The 14,976-nt window shown below is 64.8% G+C and carries 11 protein-coding genes and 1 riboswitch; of the genes, 3 read left to right on the top strand and 8 right to left on the bottom strand.

Translation table 11 applies throughout. The annotated features are described in order from the left end of the window. Nucleotides 1-11: 11 nt before the first annotated feature. Complete coding sequence (locus ACZ5TH_RS00520; protein ID WP_464794243.1) at nucleotides 12-1,214, top strand: penicillin-binding protein activator; 1,203 nt, start codon at nucleotides 12-14, stop codon at nucleotides 1,212-1,214. A gap of 99 nt (nucleotides 1,215-1,313) precedes the next feature. On the opposite strand, the gene ACZ5TH_RS00515 is transcribed toward ACZ5TH_RS00520, so the two are convergent. Continuing rightward, the gene (locus ACZ5TH_RS00515; protein ID WP_464794242.1) at nucleotides 1,314-2,093 is read right to left on the bottom strand and encodes an ABC transporter ATP-binding protein; all 780 of its coding nucleotides are present in this window, start codon (nucleotides 2,091-2,093) and stop codon (nucleotides 1,314-1,316) included. Beyond that, nucleotides 2,087-3,082, bottom strand: coding sequence for a FecCD family ABC transporter permease (locus tag ACZ5TH_RS00510; protein ID WP_464794241.1), 996 nt, complete (start codon nucleotides 3,080-3,082; stop codon nucleotides 2,087-2,089). Before ACZ5TH_RS00510 ends, ACZ5TH_RS00515 begins: the two co-directional genes overlap by 7 nt. Nucleotides 3,083-3,195: 113 nt before the next feature. Between ACZ5TH_RS00510 and ACZ5TH_RS00505 the strand changes: the two genes are divergently transcribed. Next, on the top strand, nucleotides 3,196-4,005 hold the full coding sequence (locus ACZ5TH_RS00505; RefSeq protein ID WP_464794240.1) for an ABC transporter substrate-binding protein: 810 nt from the start codon (nucleotides 3,196-3,198) through the stop codon (nucleotides 4,003-4,005). A 36-nt stretch (nucleotides 4,006-4,041) separates the two neighbouring features. Here the strand turns inward: ACZ5TH_RS00505 and ACZ5TH_RS00500 are convergent, their stop codons facing one another. Continuing rightward, entirely contained in the window at nucleotides 4,042-5,901 is a 1,860-nt protein-coding gene (locus ACZ5TH_RS00500; protein ID WP_464794239.1) for a TonB-dependent receptor plug domain-containing protein, read from the bottom strand. Between the two features lie 171 nt (nucleotides 5,902-6,072). Further along, nucleotides 6,073-6,297: riboswitch (cobalamin riboswitch) on the bottom strand. A gap of 61 nt (nucleotides 6,298-6,358) precedes the next feature. Here ACZ5TH_RS00500 and mobA point away from each other — a divergent pair. After that, the gene (mobA, locus tag ACZ5TH_RS00495; protein WP_464794238.1) at nucleotides 6,359-6,895 is read left to right on the top strand and encodes a molybdenum cofactor guanylyltransferase; all 537 of its coding nucleotides are present in this window, start codon (nucleotides 6,359-6,361) and stop codon (nucleotides 6,893-6,895) included. 84 nt (nucleotides 6,896-6,979) lie between these two features. Here the strand turns inward: mobA and cobA are convergent, their stop codons facing one another. The 5 genes from cobA to ACZ5TH_RS00470 form a co-directional block, all read right to left on the bottom strand. Next, nucleotides 6,980-7,762 carry a uroporphyrinogen-III C-methyltransferase gene (cobA, locus tag ACZ5TH_RS00490; protein ID WP_464794237.1) on the bottom strand — a complete coding sequence of 261 codons (783 nt, stop codon included), beginning with the start codon at nucleotides 7,760-7,762 and terminating at the stop codon, nucleotides 6,980-6,982. After that, a complete protein-coding gene (locus ACZ5TH_RS00485) occupies nucleotides 7,749-10,361 on the bottom strand; it encodes a molybdopterin-dependent oxidoreductase (RefSeq protein ID WP_464794236.1) in 2,613 nt (870 codons plus the stop codon). The genes cobA and ACZ5TH_RS00485 overlap by 14 nt, the downstream gene beginning before the upstream one ends. A gap of 124 nt (nucleotides 10,362-10,485) precedes the next feature. Then, nucleotides 10,486-10,821: a nitrite reductase small subunit NirD gene (gene nirD / locus ACZ5TH_RS00480; RefSeq protein ID WP_449471110.1), complete on the bottom strand. Its 336-nt coding sequence runs from the start codon at nucleotides 10,819-10,821 to the stop codon at nucleotides 10,486-10,488. 5 nt (nucleotides 10,822-10,826) lie between these two features. Then, nucleotides 10,827-13,334: a nitrite reductase large subunit NirB gene (gene nirB, locus ACZ5TH_RS00475; protein WP_464794235.1), complete on the bottom strand. Its 2,508-nt coding sequence runs from the start codon at nucleotides 13,332-13,334 to the stop codon at nucleotides 10,827-10,829. A gap of 353 nt (nucleotides 13,335-13,687) precedes the next feature. Then, nucleotides 13,688-14,932 (bottom strand): nitrate/nitrite transporter, encoded by a 1,245-nt coding sequence (locus ACZ5TH_RS00470; RefSeq protein ID WP_464771821.1) that lies wholly within the window; start codon nucleotides 14,930-14,932, stop codon nucleotides 13,688-13,690. Nucleotides 14,933-14,976 lie beyond the last annotated feature (44 nt).

Genomic DNA, 14,976 nt, shown 5'->3' with positions numbered 1-14,976 from the left:
AAGGACGCCAGATGACAGAGACGGATGCCCTCCGGCAAGCGGACATGTTCGCGGCAATGAAGCGCGGTGCGCGTATCCTGTTCGCCGCCAGCGCTTTGGCTCTCGCCGCCTGTCAGTCGATCGTGCCGCGTGGGCCGGGTCCGGTGCGGCCGACGGAGCCTGTTCCAAGTGGCCCTGATGTGACACAGGGCCTGCCGACCGACACGCTGCGCCACCGCGTCGCGCTGCTGGTGCCGATGAGCGGGCCGAATGCGGGCGTGGGACAGTCGATCGCCAATGCGACCACGCTGGCGCTGTTGGATACCAAGGCCGACAAGGTGCGCATCACCACCTATGACACCAGCATGGGCGCGGCGGCGGCGGCGAACAAGGCGCTGGCGGAAGGCAATCGCCTGATCCTGGGGCCGCTGCTGGCCGAAGACGCGCGGGTCGTGGGTCCGATCGCCGCAAAGGCGAATGTGCCGGTCATCAGCTTTTCCAACGATGTGAGCGTTGCCGGGAACGGCGTCTACATCATGGGCTATAATCCCAACCAGTCGATCGAGCGCGTCGTCGAATTCGCCAAGGGCAAGGGGCTGTCGAAGTTCGCCGCGCTGGTGCCCAAGGGCATGTATGGTGAGCGGTCGGGCACCTCGCTTCTGCGCGCGGTCGAGGGTGTGGGCGCGACCGTCGTGTCTATGCAGACGTTCGACCGGACGCCTGCTTCGATGACGGCGGCGGTCAAGAAATTGCAGGCTTCGTCCAGCTATGACGCCCTGCTGATCGCGGATAGCGGGCGGGTGGCGTTGCAGCTGGCGCCGATCGTGCGGAAGAATGGCGGGGCGACGGCGCGCCTGCTGGGCACGGAATTGTGGAATACGGATCGCGGGCTGGCGTCCGCTCCGGCTTTGCGGGGCGCGTGGTTCGCCAGCGTGTCGGACGGGCTTTATGGACAATTGGCGGGCAAATATCGCGCGCGTTATGGCAGCGCGCCGTTCCGGCTTTCAGCGCTCGGCTATGACGCGGTGCTGCTGACCGTGCGGATTGCGCGGGATTGGAAACCGGGGACGGTGTTCCCGGCGGCGCGGCTGCGCGATTCGGGGGGCTTTTCGGGGATTGATGGCGCGTTCCGGTTCGGGCGTGGCGGGGTTGCCGAGCGGGCGCTGGAAGTGTCGGAGGTTGGTGCCGGGACTTATACGGTGGTGGCGGCTGCGCCCAAGGCATTTGGAGAATAACTCACCTCACCCCGTTCGGGCTGAGCTTGTCGAAGCCTTTTCCTTCTTAAAAGAAAAGAGAAGCCCTTCGACAGGCTCAGGGCGAACGGAGTGTGGTGGTTAGCTTTTGATCCGCCCGGTTGGCAGGATCAGCGGCCATTCGCCATCGGGCTCGATGCAGGCGGAGATGCCGTAGACTTGGGCAAGGCTCTGTTCCGTCAGGACGTCGAGCGGCTTGCCATCGGCTACAAGCTTGCCATTGTCCATCAGCAGCAATCGATCGCAATAGCGGGCCGCCATGCCGAGGTCGTGCAGGACGGTGACGACCAGCGAGCCGGCGCGGGATTCGGCCTTGAGCAGGTCCATGACATCCAGTTGATGACCGGGGTCGAGAGCCGCGAGGGGTTCGTCGGCGATGAGCGCGGGCGCGCCTACTGCCAGCGCGCGGGCGAGGAGGACGCGGGCGCGTTCGCCGCCTGACAGTTCGGTTGCGATCCGGCCCTTGAGGTGGAGGACATCGGCGCGGGCTAGCGCGGCATCGACTAGAGCCTCATCCTGCGGAGACAGGCGGGACAGCGGGCCAAGATGGGGCATGCGGCCGAGCGCCACCAGCCGTTCGACAAGCAACGGCCAGTGCAGCGTCTGGCCCTGCGGTAGATACGCGACTCGGCGCGCTATGTCCTTTCGGCTGAGGCTGGTGATCGGGAGTCCATCGATCGACACGGCGCCGCTTTCCGCGCGGACGAGGCCGAGCAGGGCGCGGATCAGCGTGGATTTGCCAGCGCCATTGGGGCCTATGATGCCGACCAGTTGCCCCGGCTCCAGCACCGTGGTGACGCCGGTCACGGCGGGGTGGCGGCCGAGGCGGACTGAGAGGTTTTCGGCGCGGATGGTCACCATAGCCGCCGCTCCCGCATCAGGTGGACGAGGAAAACGGGAACGCCGAGCAATGCGGTCAGGACGCCGAGCTTCAATTCGCTGCTGGTGGGGATCAGCCGGACACCGATGTCGGCCAGCGTGAGCAACGCCGCGCCGCCGAGCAGCGAGGGGAGCAGGATGGCCGAAGGGGAGCGATCCGTGAGGGGGCGGACCAGATGGGGGACGATGAGGCCGACGAAGCCGATTGCGCCCGACACGGCGACCGCTCCGCCGACGCCGATCGCGACGCCCAGCATCATGCGCAGCCGTGCCCTGGAAAGGTCAACGCCGAGTGCCTGTGCGCCCTCCTCCCCCAAGGTCAGTGCGTCGAGGCTGCGGCCGTCGGCGATCAGCAGCGCGGCGCCGAGGAGGACGCAGGGCAGCGCGATCCAGACATGGGCGTAGCTGCGATTTTCAAGGCTGCCCATCAGCCAGTTCATGATCTCCATCGCCGCGAAGGGATTGGGTGAGAGGTTGAGCGACAGGCTGATCCCCGCCCCCGCGAGGGTTGCGACGGCTATGCCTGCGAGGATCAGGGTCAGCGGGCTTTCGGATGGGCCTGCGAGCAGGAACAGCGCGGCGATGGCGATGAGGCTGGCGATGATGGCGAGGGCGGGGAGGATGAGCGGGTGAAGCTGCGCGAGGCCGAAATATAGGGCGCAGACTGCTCCGAGAGCCGCCGCGTTGGAGGCGCCAAGGACCGAGGGTTCAGCGAGTGGGTTGCGGAGATAGCCCTGAAGCGCGGCTCCGGCGAGGCCCAGCATCGCGCCGACGATGAGACCGAGCAGCATGCGCGGCAGGCGCAGGTCGATGAGAATAGCGCGGGCGACCTCATCACCGCCGCCGGTGAGGACGGCTAGGATGCGGGCGGGAGAGAGTGGTACGGCGCCCAGCGTGAGGGAGCCAAGCGCTGCCAAAAGCGTGAGCGCGATCAGGATGGGGAGCAGCAGGGGATGGCGGCGGGCCTTCATGGCTTGCGCGCTCCAAGGCTGCTGATAGGGGTTGTAGTGCTGCGGCGAAAGCGGGAGCACGGCGCTTTGCGGAGGCTGGATTGGTGCGCAGAAGGTTGTTGGCGATATGTTGTTTGGTCGGCCTGACCGGCGCTGCGCCCGCGCCGCCCAAGCGTATCGTGTCGCTCAACACCTGTTCCGACCAATATGTGCTGGCGCTCGCCGATCCGGGGCAGATCGCGGCTCTGAGTCCCTATGGGCATGATCCGGAACTGTCGGCGGCGATCGCCAAGGCGCGGCGTTTTCCGGTACTGAAACGTCCGGCCGAAGAGGTATTGGCGCTGCGTCCCGATTTGGTGATCGGCTTTCCCGATGGCACTGGCGGCGTTGTCAGCGCGCCGGACGGGCGATGGCGCAAGCTGGGGCTGGCGAGCGCGGACAGTTTCGCGGCGATCAGGGGACAGATCCGGCAGGTGGCGGCCATTGTCGGCCATCCCGCGCGGGGCGAGGCGATGATCGCGGGCATGGAGCGCGACCTTGCCGCCCTGCCCCGGTCCCGGCGCGGCGGCGTGGCTGCCTATTATCAGCGGCGCGGCTATATGACCGGGACCGGCACTTTGGTCGATGAGTTGATCCGGCGCGCGGGCCTCACCAATCTGGCTGCGAAACTTGGCAAGCCAGCGCTGGCCCAGGTGCCGTTGGAACAGATGATCGCGGCCAGGCCCGACTATCTGATCGTGGAGCAAGGCAGCGAAAAGGTCGTCGATCAGGGGACGGAAATGCTGCACCACCCGGTGCTGCGATCCATTCCTCGCATCCGCGTGCCGCAAGCCTGGACGGTCTGCGGCGGCCCCGCCTATGTGCGGGCCGCGCGCAGCATCGTGGCGCAGGCGGACGCCGCAAGCAAAGGCAGGGCGCGCCCAAAGGCCGCGCCCCTGCGATGAAGGGGGGCAGTCGCCCACCCCCTTCACCTTCTACCGTCAGAAGCGGACACGCACGCCGCCATAGGCCGACCGGCCGTAGGTGCCATAACCATAGGCGGTGGCGTATTCCTGATCGAACAGATTGTCGATGCGACCATAGATTTCGAGCCTTTCCGTGATCGGGAAGGACGCGCGGATATCCGTTACCGCATAGCCGTCAATCTGCACCCGGTTGCGGGTCACGGGGTCGAGATCGACGCTGTCGCTGACCATCGTCACGGTCGCCCCGGTCGACAGGCCGAAGGACCAGGCATAATCGACCGATGCGCTGACGGCGTTAGCGGCGCGGCGCAGCAGGCGCTCGCCAAAGGCCGCGCTGCCCGGCGAACGATCACGCGCATCGACATAGCTATAGGCGGCGGTGAAGGTCAGTGCATCGACCGGACGCAGCGTCAGCGTCGTTTCCACGCCCTTGGCGCGGGTGCGATCCAGATTGCCATAGGTGAATGTCGTATTGTCGTAATTCAGCTGGTCCCGCGTGTCGCGCCAGAATCCGGTGACGGACAGCACCGCCCGGTCGCTCCCCAGATTCTGGTCGAAGCCGATGTCGTAGCTCTTCGAACGCTCGGGCTTCAGGTTCGGATTGCCGCTGAATGTATCGTAAAGCTGATAGAGCGACGGCGCCTTGAAGCCCTCCCCGTAGCTCAGGCGGAAATTGGTCGCGCCGCCATTGGGCGTGTAGTTGGCGTTCGCGCCGAACGTCGTCGCGCCGCCGAACTGGCTGTGATCGTCATGCCGCACGCCTGCGGTCATGGACAGGCCTTCAACTGGCTTCACCACCGCGAGGGCATAAACGCTGTCGATATTGGCGCGGTGGCTTTCCTGCGAACCGAAGCCGAAAAACTCATAATCGGGCCGCTCATGTTCATAGCCGAGCAGCAGCTTTACGTCATCGATGGGCTGATAGACGCCTTCATATTCGAAGCGCAGGTTCGTCCCGGAATAGCCGAAGTCCGGGGCGTTGCCGCGCACGAAATAATAATCGCGATCCTGCTGATACCAGGTAACGGCCGCCCGGTTGGTCAGCTTGCCGTCGAACAGCGCCAAATTCACGCCCGCATAGCCGATATATTGATTGGACTTCGCGACGTCGGGGCTGTCGGCCGGCGTGCCAAAGAAGCTGTCATAGTCGAGATCGCCGTTGATATAATAGCCGCGCAGGTCGAGGCTCAGATCATCGGTGAAGGCGATCTTCAGCCGGGCATTGCCAGTGATATTTTCATAGCCATCCTTTTCCGCGCCACCGAAATCGGAAGAGACAGCGGAGATGCCATCGGTGCGGAAATAGGCGAGGCCCACGCCGCCCGACAATATGCCGCTGGTGCCCGATACATCCGCCTTCGCATTCAGCGTATCGGCATAGCCATAATCGACCGACGCCTTGCCGCCGAACCCTTCGCTTGGGATACCGGTCATGATGTTGACGACGCCGCCGATCGCCTGGCTGCCATAGGCAATGGAGTTGGAACCGCGCAGCACCTCGATCCGGCGGATATTGCCGACAAGCAAATTGCCGAAATCATATTGATCGCCGATGCCGCTCGGGTCGTTGACCTTCACGCCGTCGATCAGCACCAGCGTCTGCGTCGTTTCGGCGCCACGCACCGACACGCTGGTGACGTTGCCCAAGCTCCCGGTACGATTGAAGCGGACTCCCGGTGTGGTGACCAGCAAATCGACGACGCTGACATTCTGGCGGGTTTCAATCGTCTTTTCGTCGATCACGGTCACCGCCTGCCCGACTTCATCGGTAGGCTGTTCGATGCCGAGCGCGGTGACGATGATTTCGTCCGCGTCTGCGGCGAGCGCGGGGGTGGCAGCGAGGAGCGCCAGCAGTGAAATTCCGGTCCTGATCATATTTCTGTCTTCCCTGAGCGCCATGCGACATGAGCCCAGGGCCTGCCGCATGAGCGGCCGGTGCGCGGGAAGAAGAGACGCCAGCCCCGTCACGCGCACCGATGCGGCCCTGCGCCGCTTCGTCGCTCAGACGGAAAACACCGTGCCCGGACCTATCCCTGGACCCAAGGCAAGAGCGACCATGCGCCGGTAGGTTTCCTGGCTCGCGGGTCGTCGCGGTGATGCACGCCTTCCCGGACTTTTGGTCCAGTGGCTGGTCCCCCTCGCCTTCCCCTTTGAAGGCTTGCGGGTTTCCCTGTGCATCGCGCTCGCCGCTTACAGTTGCAGGGACAGCCGCGGAGTTGGACGGTGATCCCGTCCGCACCGCATTCCCTTTCCGGCGCGATCTTTCGTGAACAGTTGCCCGCTCACGCCGCGCGCCATAGGGGAAGTTGAGGGTTCTGCCAAGGAGTGGATAATGCGATTGCTGGGTGCGGTGCTGGCTGGGGGACGATCCAGCCGTTTCGGCAGCGACAAGGCATTGGCGCTGATGCCGGACGGGCGCACGCTGATCGACCATGCTGTGGCGGCGATCGCGCCGCATGTGGAGGCAGTGGTGGTCTGCGGGCGGAGCGTCGAGGGGCTGACGGGGCTAGCGGATCGGCCAGCGGCGGACATGGGGCCGCTGGGCGGGCTGAACGCGGCGCTGCATTATGCGCGCAGTCAAGGTTACGATGCGGTGCTGACGACGGGGTGCGACATGCCCGTTTATCCGGCGGCGCTGGTGGAGGCGCTTGTGGGTGACAGTGGGGCGGTGCTGAAAGGGCAGCAGCTTGCGGGATTTTGGCCTGCGTCGCTCGCGGACGAGCTGGATGCGCATCTGGCAGAAGAGAATAATCGGTCGATCTTTGGCTGGATCGAGCGGTCTCGCGCGCGGGTGGTGGAGCGGCCGGAACTGGTGCTGCCGAATATCAATCGGCCGGAGGATCTGGCGCGCTGGCGCGAGCCGAACTGAGCTTGCCGAAGCCCCCTCCCTTCCTTCCAACTAAGTTCGGGGGCATTCGGCAAGCTCAGGGCAAAAGTTGCAAAGAGCCGGTCTTCAAAGCTGAAGAGCGACGCTGGCTGCAACCCCTACAGGCATGGTCGTTCCCGCCACCGCTTCGCCGATCAGCAGCAGGGTGGGGTCTTCGTCGCTGATCGTGGCGACCAGGAAGGCTAGCGCGGACAGCTTGCCCCGGATCAGGCGTTCGGTGGGGAGCGAGACGTTCACCGCCACCATCACCGGCGTTTCGGGATCGCGTCCGGCGGCGATCAACTGGCGGCTGATCTCTCCAGCGGCGGCGCGGCCCATATAGATGCCGAGCGTGCCGCCGGGACGGGCCAGCGCTTCCCAGTCGAGCTTGAGCGGTTCACCGGCTTTCAGATGCGCGGTCACCAGCGTCAGGCCTCGCGCCTTGCCGCGCAGGGTGAGCGACGCGCTGCCGCTGGCCGCTGCTGCGCTGGCGGTGGTGATGCCGGGGCAGATGTGGAAGCGGATGCCGTCGGCAGCGAGATGCTCCATCTCTTCGGACGAGCGGCCAAAGACCGACGGGTCGCCGCCCTTGAGGCGCACGACGCGCTTGCCAGCCTTGGCGGCGGCGAGGAGGAGGTCGTTGATGCTTTCCTGCGCCTTTGAATGGCGGCCCGAACGCTTGCCGACGCTGACCCGATCGACACCTTGGGGGATGAGATCGAGCACGCCGGGGCCGACGAGCGCGTCGTAGAAGACGATTTCGGCGGCGGCGATCAGCTTTTCGGCCTTGCGGGTGAGGAGGTCCGGGTCGCCCGGACCTGCGCCGACCAGCCAGACTTCACCGGGGGCGATTAGTTCATTCGGCTGCATGAAGGGCCTCCTGCGGAATTTGGGCGAGGATGTTGGCGAGCGCGGGACGGCAGGACCCGCAATTGGTGCCAGCGCCGATCGCCTTGCCGATGGCGGGGACATCGACCAGGCTCTGGTCGCGGATGGCGGTGACGATCTGGTTCAAACCAATGTCGAAGCAGACGCAGATGGTCGGCCCCTTGTCGGGCTGGTTGCCGGGACCGCGCGCGGCGAGGACGGATGCGCCCACCTCTTCGGCTTCGAGCTGGCTGATGAGCCAGTCACGCGACGGCAGCAGGCCAGTGCGGGTGACGAAGAGGACCGCTGCCAGCTTGCCTTCCCCGATGATGGCGATGCGGCGGGTGCCGCGCGTCATGTCGACGGCTTCGACGCGGTCACCCTTGGGCAGGCAGGCTTCAAGCCGCACGGGGTCGCCATTGCCCGCGACTTCGTAGAGCGCGCCGCCGGGAACGGTGACCTTCGTGGCCCAGAGGCAGGGGATTTTGGCGGGCTGCTCTCCGCGCAGGATGAGGAAACCCTTCCACTCGGTGGCGACCTTTTCGATGCTGGCGGGCGTCGATTTGAAGCCGGGCTGGCCGGAATGGGGATCGACCAGCGGGCGCGGCAGCAGGCCGGTGCGGCCGCCTGTGGAGACCTGATCCGTCCAGTGGATCGGCGTGAAGATTTCACCCACACGCTGGCCTTCGCTGAAAGCCACGCGGAAGATGCTGTTGCCCTGCGCGGTCTGGACGCGGGCGAGGTCGCCGTCGCAAATGCCCAGTTCCTGCGCGTCCTGCGGGTGGATATCGACCAGCGGCTCCTCCCGATGGCGGGCGAGCTTGGCTGAGAGACCGGTGCGCGTCATCGTGTGCCACTGGTCGCGGTAACGGCCGGTGTTGAGCGTCATGGGCCACTGCTTGAGCGGCTCCTGAAGGTCCATTTGCTTGGTGAGGACCAGCCGCGCCTTGCCGTCGGGGGTGGAGAAGCAGCCATCGGCAAAGGGCTTGTCGCCGCCCCAGCGGAAGGGCTCCATCGCTTCATAGGCGTCGTTGCCGATGGTGGCCTGGGCACGGAGGTTGAGCAGGCGCTGGCCGTCATTCTGATAGGCGGTCAGGCGGGCATGTTCGCGCCAGATGTCGGCGGGCCGGTCATAGGCGAAGGCGTTTCGAAAGCCCATGCGGCGGGCAACTTCCTTGACGATCCACCAGTCGGGTTTGGCGTCGCCGGGGAGCGCCAGGAAGGGGCGCTGGCGGCTGATCGTGCGGTCGCTATTGGTGACGGTGCCGTCCTTCTCGCCCCATCCGGCGGCGGGCAGGCGGACGTCGGCATGGACGCTGGTGTCGGTGTCGGCGATGATGTCCGACACGACGAGGAAAGGGACAGATTCCAACGCTTCACGGACGCGGTTCGCGTCGGGGAGCGAGACGGCGGGGTTGGTCGCCATCACCCAGAGCGCCTTGACCCGGCCTTCGTTGATGGCGCGGAAGAGATCGACGGCTTTGAGGCCGGGCTTGGTCGCCATGTTCGGCGCGGCCCAGAAGCGGCCGACACGCTCAACATTCTCGGGGGCGAAGTCCATGTGGGCGGCAAGTGTCGAGGCAAGGCCGCCGACTTCGCGGCCGCCCATCGCGTTGGGCTGGCCGGTGATCGAGAAGGGCGCGGCGCCCGGCTTGCCGATGCGGCGGGTGGCGAGGTGGACGTTGATGATCGCGTTGACCTGATCGGTGCCCCGGATCGACTGGTTGATGCCCTGGCTGAATAGGGTGACGGTGCGCGGCGTGGCGGCGAACAGCTTGAAAAACTGCTCCAGCAGCGCGGGCGCGATGTCGCAGGTCTTGGCCGTCGTCCAGAGGTCGTGGCCGGTGCGGATATGCTCCCAGAAGCCTTCGGGCGCGTTGACGTGATCTGCCACGAAGGCCGGGTCGGTGATGCCCTCGGCGTCGCACCAAGCGAGCAAGCCGTTCATCAGGGCGACGTCGGTGCCCGGCTTCACCGGCAGATGCAGGTCCGCGCCTTCGCAGGTTTCGGTACGGCGCGGGTCGATGACGACCAGCTTGGTGCCGCGCGCCGCGCGGGCGGCCTGGATGCGCTGATAAACGATCGGGTGGCACCAGGCGGTGTTGGAGCCGACGAGGACGATGAGGTCGGCCTCATCGAGGTCGCTATAGCTGGCTGGCACGATGTCCTCGCCAAAGGCGCGATTGTGACCGGCGACCGCGCTCGACATGCAGAGCCGCGAATTTGTGTCGATGTTGGACGTGCCGATGAAGCCCTTCATCAGCTTGTTGGCGACATAATAATCTTCGGTCAGCAGCTGGCCGGAGACGTAGAAGGCGACGCTGTCGGGACCGTAGCGATCCACCGTCTCGCGGAATTTCTTCGCAACGAGGTCCAGCGACTTGTCCCAGCTGGCGCGCTTGTTGCCGATCATCGGGTGCAGCAGGCGGCCGGTCAGGCCGACGGTCTCGCCCAGATGCGTGCCCTTGGAGCAGAGGCGCCCGCCATTGGCCGGATGCGCTTCATCGCCCTTGATCGTGACCGACCGGGGTCCGGTCGGCGTGGCCGAAATGCCGCAACCGACGCCGCAATAGGCGCAGGTGGTGCGGATGGCCTCTGTCATGCTCTTACCTCTTCGTCCCGAGGAATAGGAATTGGGTGGAAGCGCTTGCCGCAAGGGATGGCCAACAAGACGCCCCCACCCGGGTCCCCGCCGTTGTGGCTAGGGACCGGAAGCTTGATGCTCGTCAGGCTGCCGCCTTCATCGCTGCCGGGCGAGCGATCAGGATGCGACCGCCCTCCTCTTTCACGGCGATGGTCGGCGTGCAGCCTTCGTCATTGCCCTGCGCCTCGCCCGTTTTCAGGGCGATGTTCCAGTTGTGCAGCGGACAGGCGACGCTGTGGCCATGGACGATGCCCTGGCTTAGCGGCCCCTGCTTGTGCGGGCATTCGTTGACCAGCGCGAAGACCTTGTCGTCGCTGGTGCGGAAGACGGCGATTTCCTTCTCGCCTGCGATTTGCACCGTGCGAGCGCCGCGCTGGGGAATGTCGGCCAGCGTTCCGATGTCGATCCAATCGGTCATGATGGTTACTCCGCAGCGATGGCGATGGGTTCAAGATGCTGGTGCAATTCGCTCTCCGCACCAGCTGCGCGCTGCGCCCAGGGGTCTTCCTGAGAGAAGCTCTGCGAGTAGAGGAAGCGGGCGCGAAGAGCCTCGCGGCCTGCTTCGTCTTCCACGATCCGCTGCTTCACATATTCCACGCCGACACGCTCGATCCACGGCGCGGTGCGCTCCAGATAGCGGGCTTCCTCGCGGTAGAGCTGGGTGAAGGCGGCGCAATAATCGAGCGCCTCCTGCTCGGTCGCGACCTTGCAGAGGAAGTCGGTGGCGCGGACATGGATGCCGCCATTGCCGCCGACATGCAGTTCGTAACCGCTATCCACGCAGACCACGCCAAAGTCCTTGATCGTCGCCTCCGCGCAGTTGCGGGGGCAGCCCGATACGGCGATCTTGAACTTGTGGGGCATCCACGATCCCCAGGTCATCCGTTCCGTCTTGACGCCAAGGCCGGTCGAATCCTGCGTGCCGAAGCGGCACCATTCGGAGCCGACGCAGGTCTTCACCGTGCGCAGCGACTTGCCATAAGCATGACCCGACACCATGCCCGCAGCATTGAGGTCGGCCCAGACGGCGGGCAAATCTTCCTTCTTGATGCCGAAAATGTCGAGACGCTGGCCGCCGGTGACCTTCACCATCGGCGCATCATATTTCTCGACCACGTCGGCGATCGCGCGCAGTTCCTTGGGGTTGGTGAGGCCACCCCACATGCGCGGGACGACGGAGTAAGTGCCGTCCTTCTGGATGTTCGCGTGCATGCGCTCATTGACGAAGCGGCTCTGCTGATCATCGACATATTCGCCGGGCAGCGCGCAGAGGAGGTAATAGTTGAGCGCCGGGCGGCACGAGGAGCAGCCATCCGGGGTCGACCAGTGCAGCTTCTGCATCACTTCGGGAATCGAGCGCATATTCTGCGCCACGATCTCACGGCGGACATCATCATGGCCAAAGCTGGTGCATTTGCACATCGTCTTGGGGCCGGACTGGACGTCATCGCCCAGCACCACCGCCAGCAGGTTTTCGACAAGGCCCGTGCAACTGCCGCAGCTGGCCGACGCCTTGCAGGTGCCGCGCACCGCGTCGAGGCTGCATGCACCCTTTTCAATGCAGGCAACGACCTGGCCCTTGCTGACGCCGTTGCAGCCGCAAATCTCGGCATCGTCCGAGAGCGCCGCAACGGCCGCCTTAGGGTCCAGCGCGCCTCCTCCAGAGGCGAAAGCCTGACCGAAGATCAGCAGGTCGCGGATTTCGCCGACATCTTCCTCGCGCTTGAGGAGGTCGAAATACCAGCCGCCATCGACGGTATCGCCGTAGAGGACCGCGCCAATGATCTTGTCGTCCTTGACGATGACGCGCTTATACACGCCACGCGAGGCGTCGCGCAGGACGATGTCCTCGCAGCCTTCGCCACCGGAGAAGTCACCGGCGGAGAAGACGTCCAGACCCGCAACCTTGAGCTTGGTCGAGGTTACCGAGCCCTTGTAACCCGTGTGCTGGTCGGTCAGGCCATCGGCGAGGCTGCGGCACATGTCCCACAGCGGCGCGACGAGGCCGTAAACGTTACCGTCATGCTCGACGCATTCGCCGACCGCGAGGACATCGGGGTCGCTGGTGACCATATGGTCGTCGACCTTGATGCCGCGATTGACTTCAAGGCCAGCTTCACGGGCGAGAGCGGTCGCAGGACGGATGCCCACCGCCATGACAACAAGGCTCGCGGGGATTTCCGTGCCGTCCTTCAGGCGGACGCCCTCGACCTTGCCGTCGCCGTAGATGCTTTCGGTGTTGGCGGCGGTCAGGATCGTCTGGCCGCGTCCTTCGAGCGCGGACTTGAGCAGCCAACCCGCCGCCTCGTCCAGCTGCCGCTCCATCAGCGTGTCCATCAGGTGGATCACCGTCACCTTCATGCCGCGCAGGGTCAGGCCGTGCGCGGCTTCCAAGCCGAGCAGACCACCGCCGATCACCACCGCAGAGCCGCCCTTTCCGGCGGCTTCCAGCATGGTGTCGACATCCTTCATGTCGCGGAAGCTGATGACGCCCGGCAGGTCCTTGCCCGGAACCGGGATGATGAACGGATCGGAACCCGTCGCGATCAGCAGCTTGTCATAGCCAACAGTGCGACCCGACTGGCTCGTGACGGTCTTCGCTGCGCGATCGATCGCCGTCACCGGATCACCGGCGATCAGTTCGATCTTGTTCTCATCATACCATTCGCGGCTGTTGATGACGATGTCATCGAAGCTCTTTTCCCCGGCCAGAACCGGCGAGAGCATGATGCGGTTATAGTTCACATAGGGTTCCGCACCGAAGATGGTGACGCGGTAGCGCCCCGCATCACGAGCCAGCAGTTCCTCGACCGCACGGCAACCGGCCATGCCGTTGCCCACAACAACCAGATGTTCGCGAACATCGTCGGAGGGCACGAAGATATCCTCTTCGTTGGCCGTCTCCGGTCCGGCGTTGTTCTGAAAATCCATCCCTTGACTCCAGACAATAAAAAAAGCCGCCATCCGGACCCCTGGGCTTTGAACCCAGGAGTCTGGATGGCGGCTTTGCCATCATTAACGCTTTGACGATCCAACCGTGGATCACCGCAGCTATGTCAGTAGAGGACAACCTTGTCCTTCGCAGTGCAGCATAAATGAAACGCGGCTGGGGTCAAGCGATTCGGCGGAAAAGTTAGAGATTGCGCTCAGCTTCCACCTTTTCACCGTTTCCCCTGAGCTTGTCGAAGGGCTTCACTTCTTAGGAAGCGGTTCTCATTGCCCAAAAACAAGGGCGGCGGCTCCTCTTTCGAGTGCCGCCGCCTCTCCTCTCCGGTAAGCGTTGATCAGATACGCGCGCCGGTGCTCCAGGTCGCGCGCCACTTGGCACGCACCAGCGAGATACCGAGGAACGCGACCACGGCGAGGCCCGCGAAGATCAGGAAGCCGGGGGCAAAGCTGCCCGTGAACTGCTTGGCGATACCCAGCGAGGATGCGAGGTAAAAGCCGCCAATGCCGCCCGCCATGCCGACCAGGCCGGTCATGACGCCGATTTCTTCCTGAAAACGCTGCGGCACCAGCTGGAACACCGAGCCGTTGCCCACGCCCAGCGCCAGCATCGCAGCGACGAAGAAGCCCAAGGCAGAGACCAGCGTCGGCGCATAGGATACGCCCGCCAGCGCCAATGCGGCGACGATATAGACCATCATCAGCGCCTTCACGCCACCGATCTTGTCAGCCAGCGCGCCGCCCATGGGGCGAACCAGCGACCCGGCGAACACGCAGCCCGCGGTGCAATAGCCTGCCGTGATCGGGGTAAGGCCGAACTGGTCGGTGAAGTAGATCGGCAGCGACGCGGCCAGACCGACGAAACCGCCAAAGGTCACCGAATAAAAGCCCATCAGCCACCATGCGTCGGCGCTCTTCAGCGGGCGGAAATAATCCACCAGCTTCTTGGGCGCGGGCGCGTTGGGGGCGTTCTTCGCCATGATCAGGTAGAGGAAAAACACGATGGTCAGCGGGATGCAGGCGAGGCCCAGCACCGCGTTCCAGCCGAACAGCTTGGCAAGGATCGGCGCGAACAAGGACGCCAGAACCGTGCCCGAATTGCCCATGCCGGCAAGGCCCATCGCCTTGCCCTGATGCTCAGGCGGATACCAGCGGCTTGCCAGGGGGAGCGCGATGGCGAAGGAAGCGCCTGCAAACCCCAGGATGACGCCCAGCGCCAGCGTCCCGCCGAAGCTATTCACGCCCATGAACCAGGCGGTGAAGAGGCCAAGGATGACGATGACCTGGCTGATCGCGCCCGCCTGCTTGCAGCCAATGCGGTCGACCAACAGGCCGTTGACCACGCGAAGCAGCGCGCCCGCCAGTGTCGGCACCGCGACCATGAGGCCCTTTTCCGCAGGGGTCAGGCCCAGCGTCTTGGAAATGGAGGGCGCAAGCGGCCCGAGCAGCACCCACACCATGAAGGCGAGGTCGAAATAGAGGAAAGCGGCAATCAGGGTCGGCGTGTGGCCAGCTTTCCAGAAGCTGGTTGGTCCGGCTGTCCCCTCGCCGCCTTTCTCGCGATCCCAATAAGCAGTTGCCATGACGAGGTCCTTCAATCCAAGTGAAATGGACACAAAAAAAGCCG

The sequence above is a fragment of the Sphingobium sp. TomTYG73 genome (assembly GCF_055394245.1).
The sequence above is the reverse complement of the archived record's forward strand: the minus strand, read 5'-3'. Positions and strand labels throughout refer to the sequence as shown.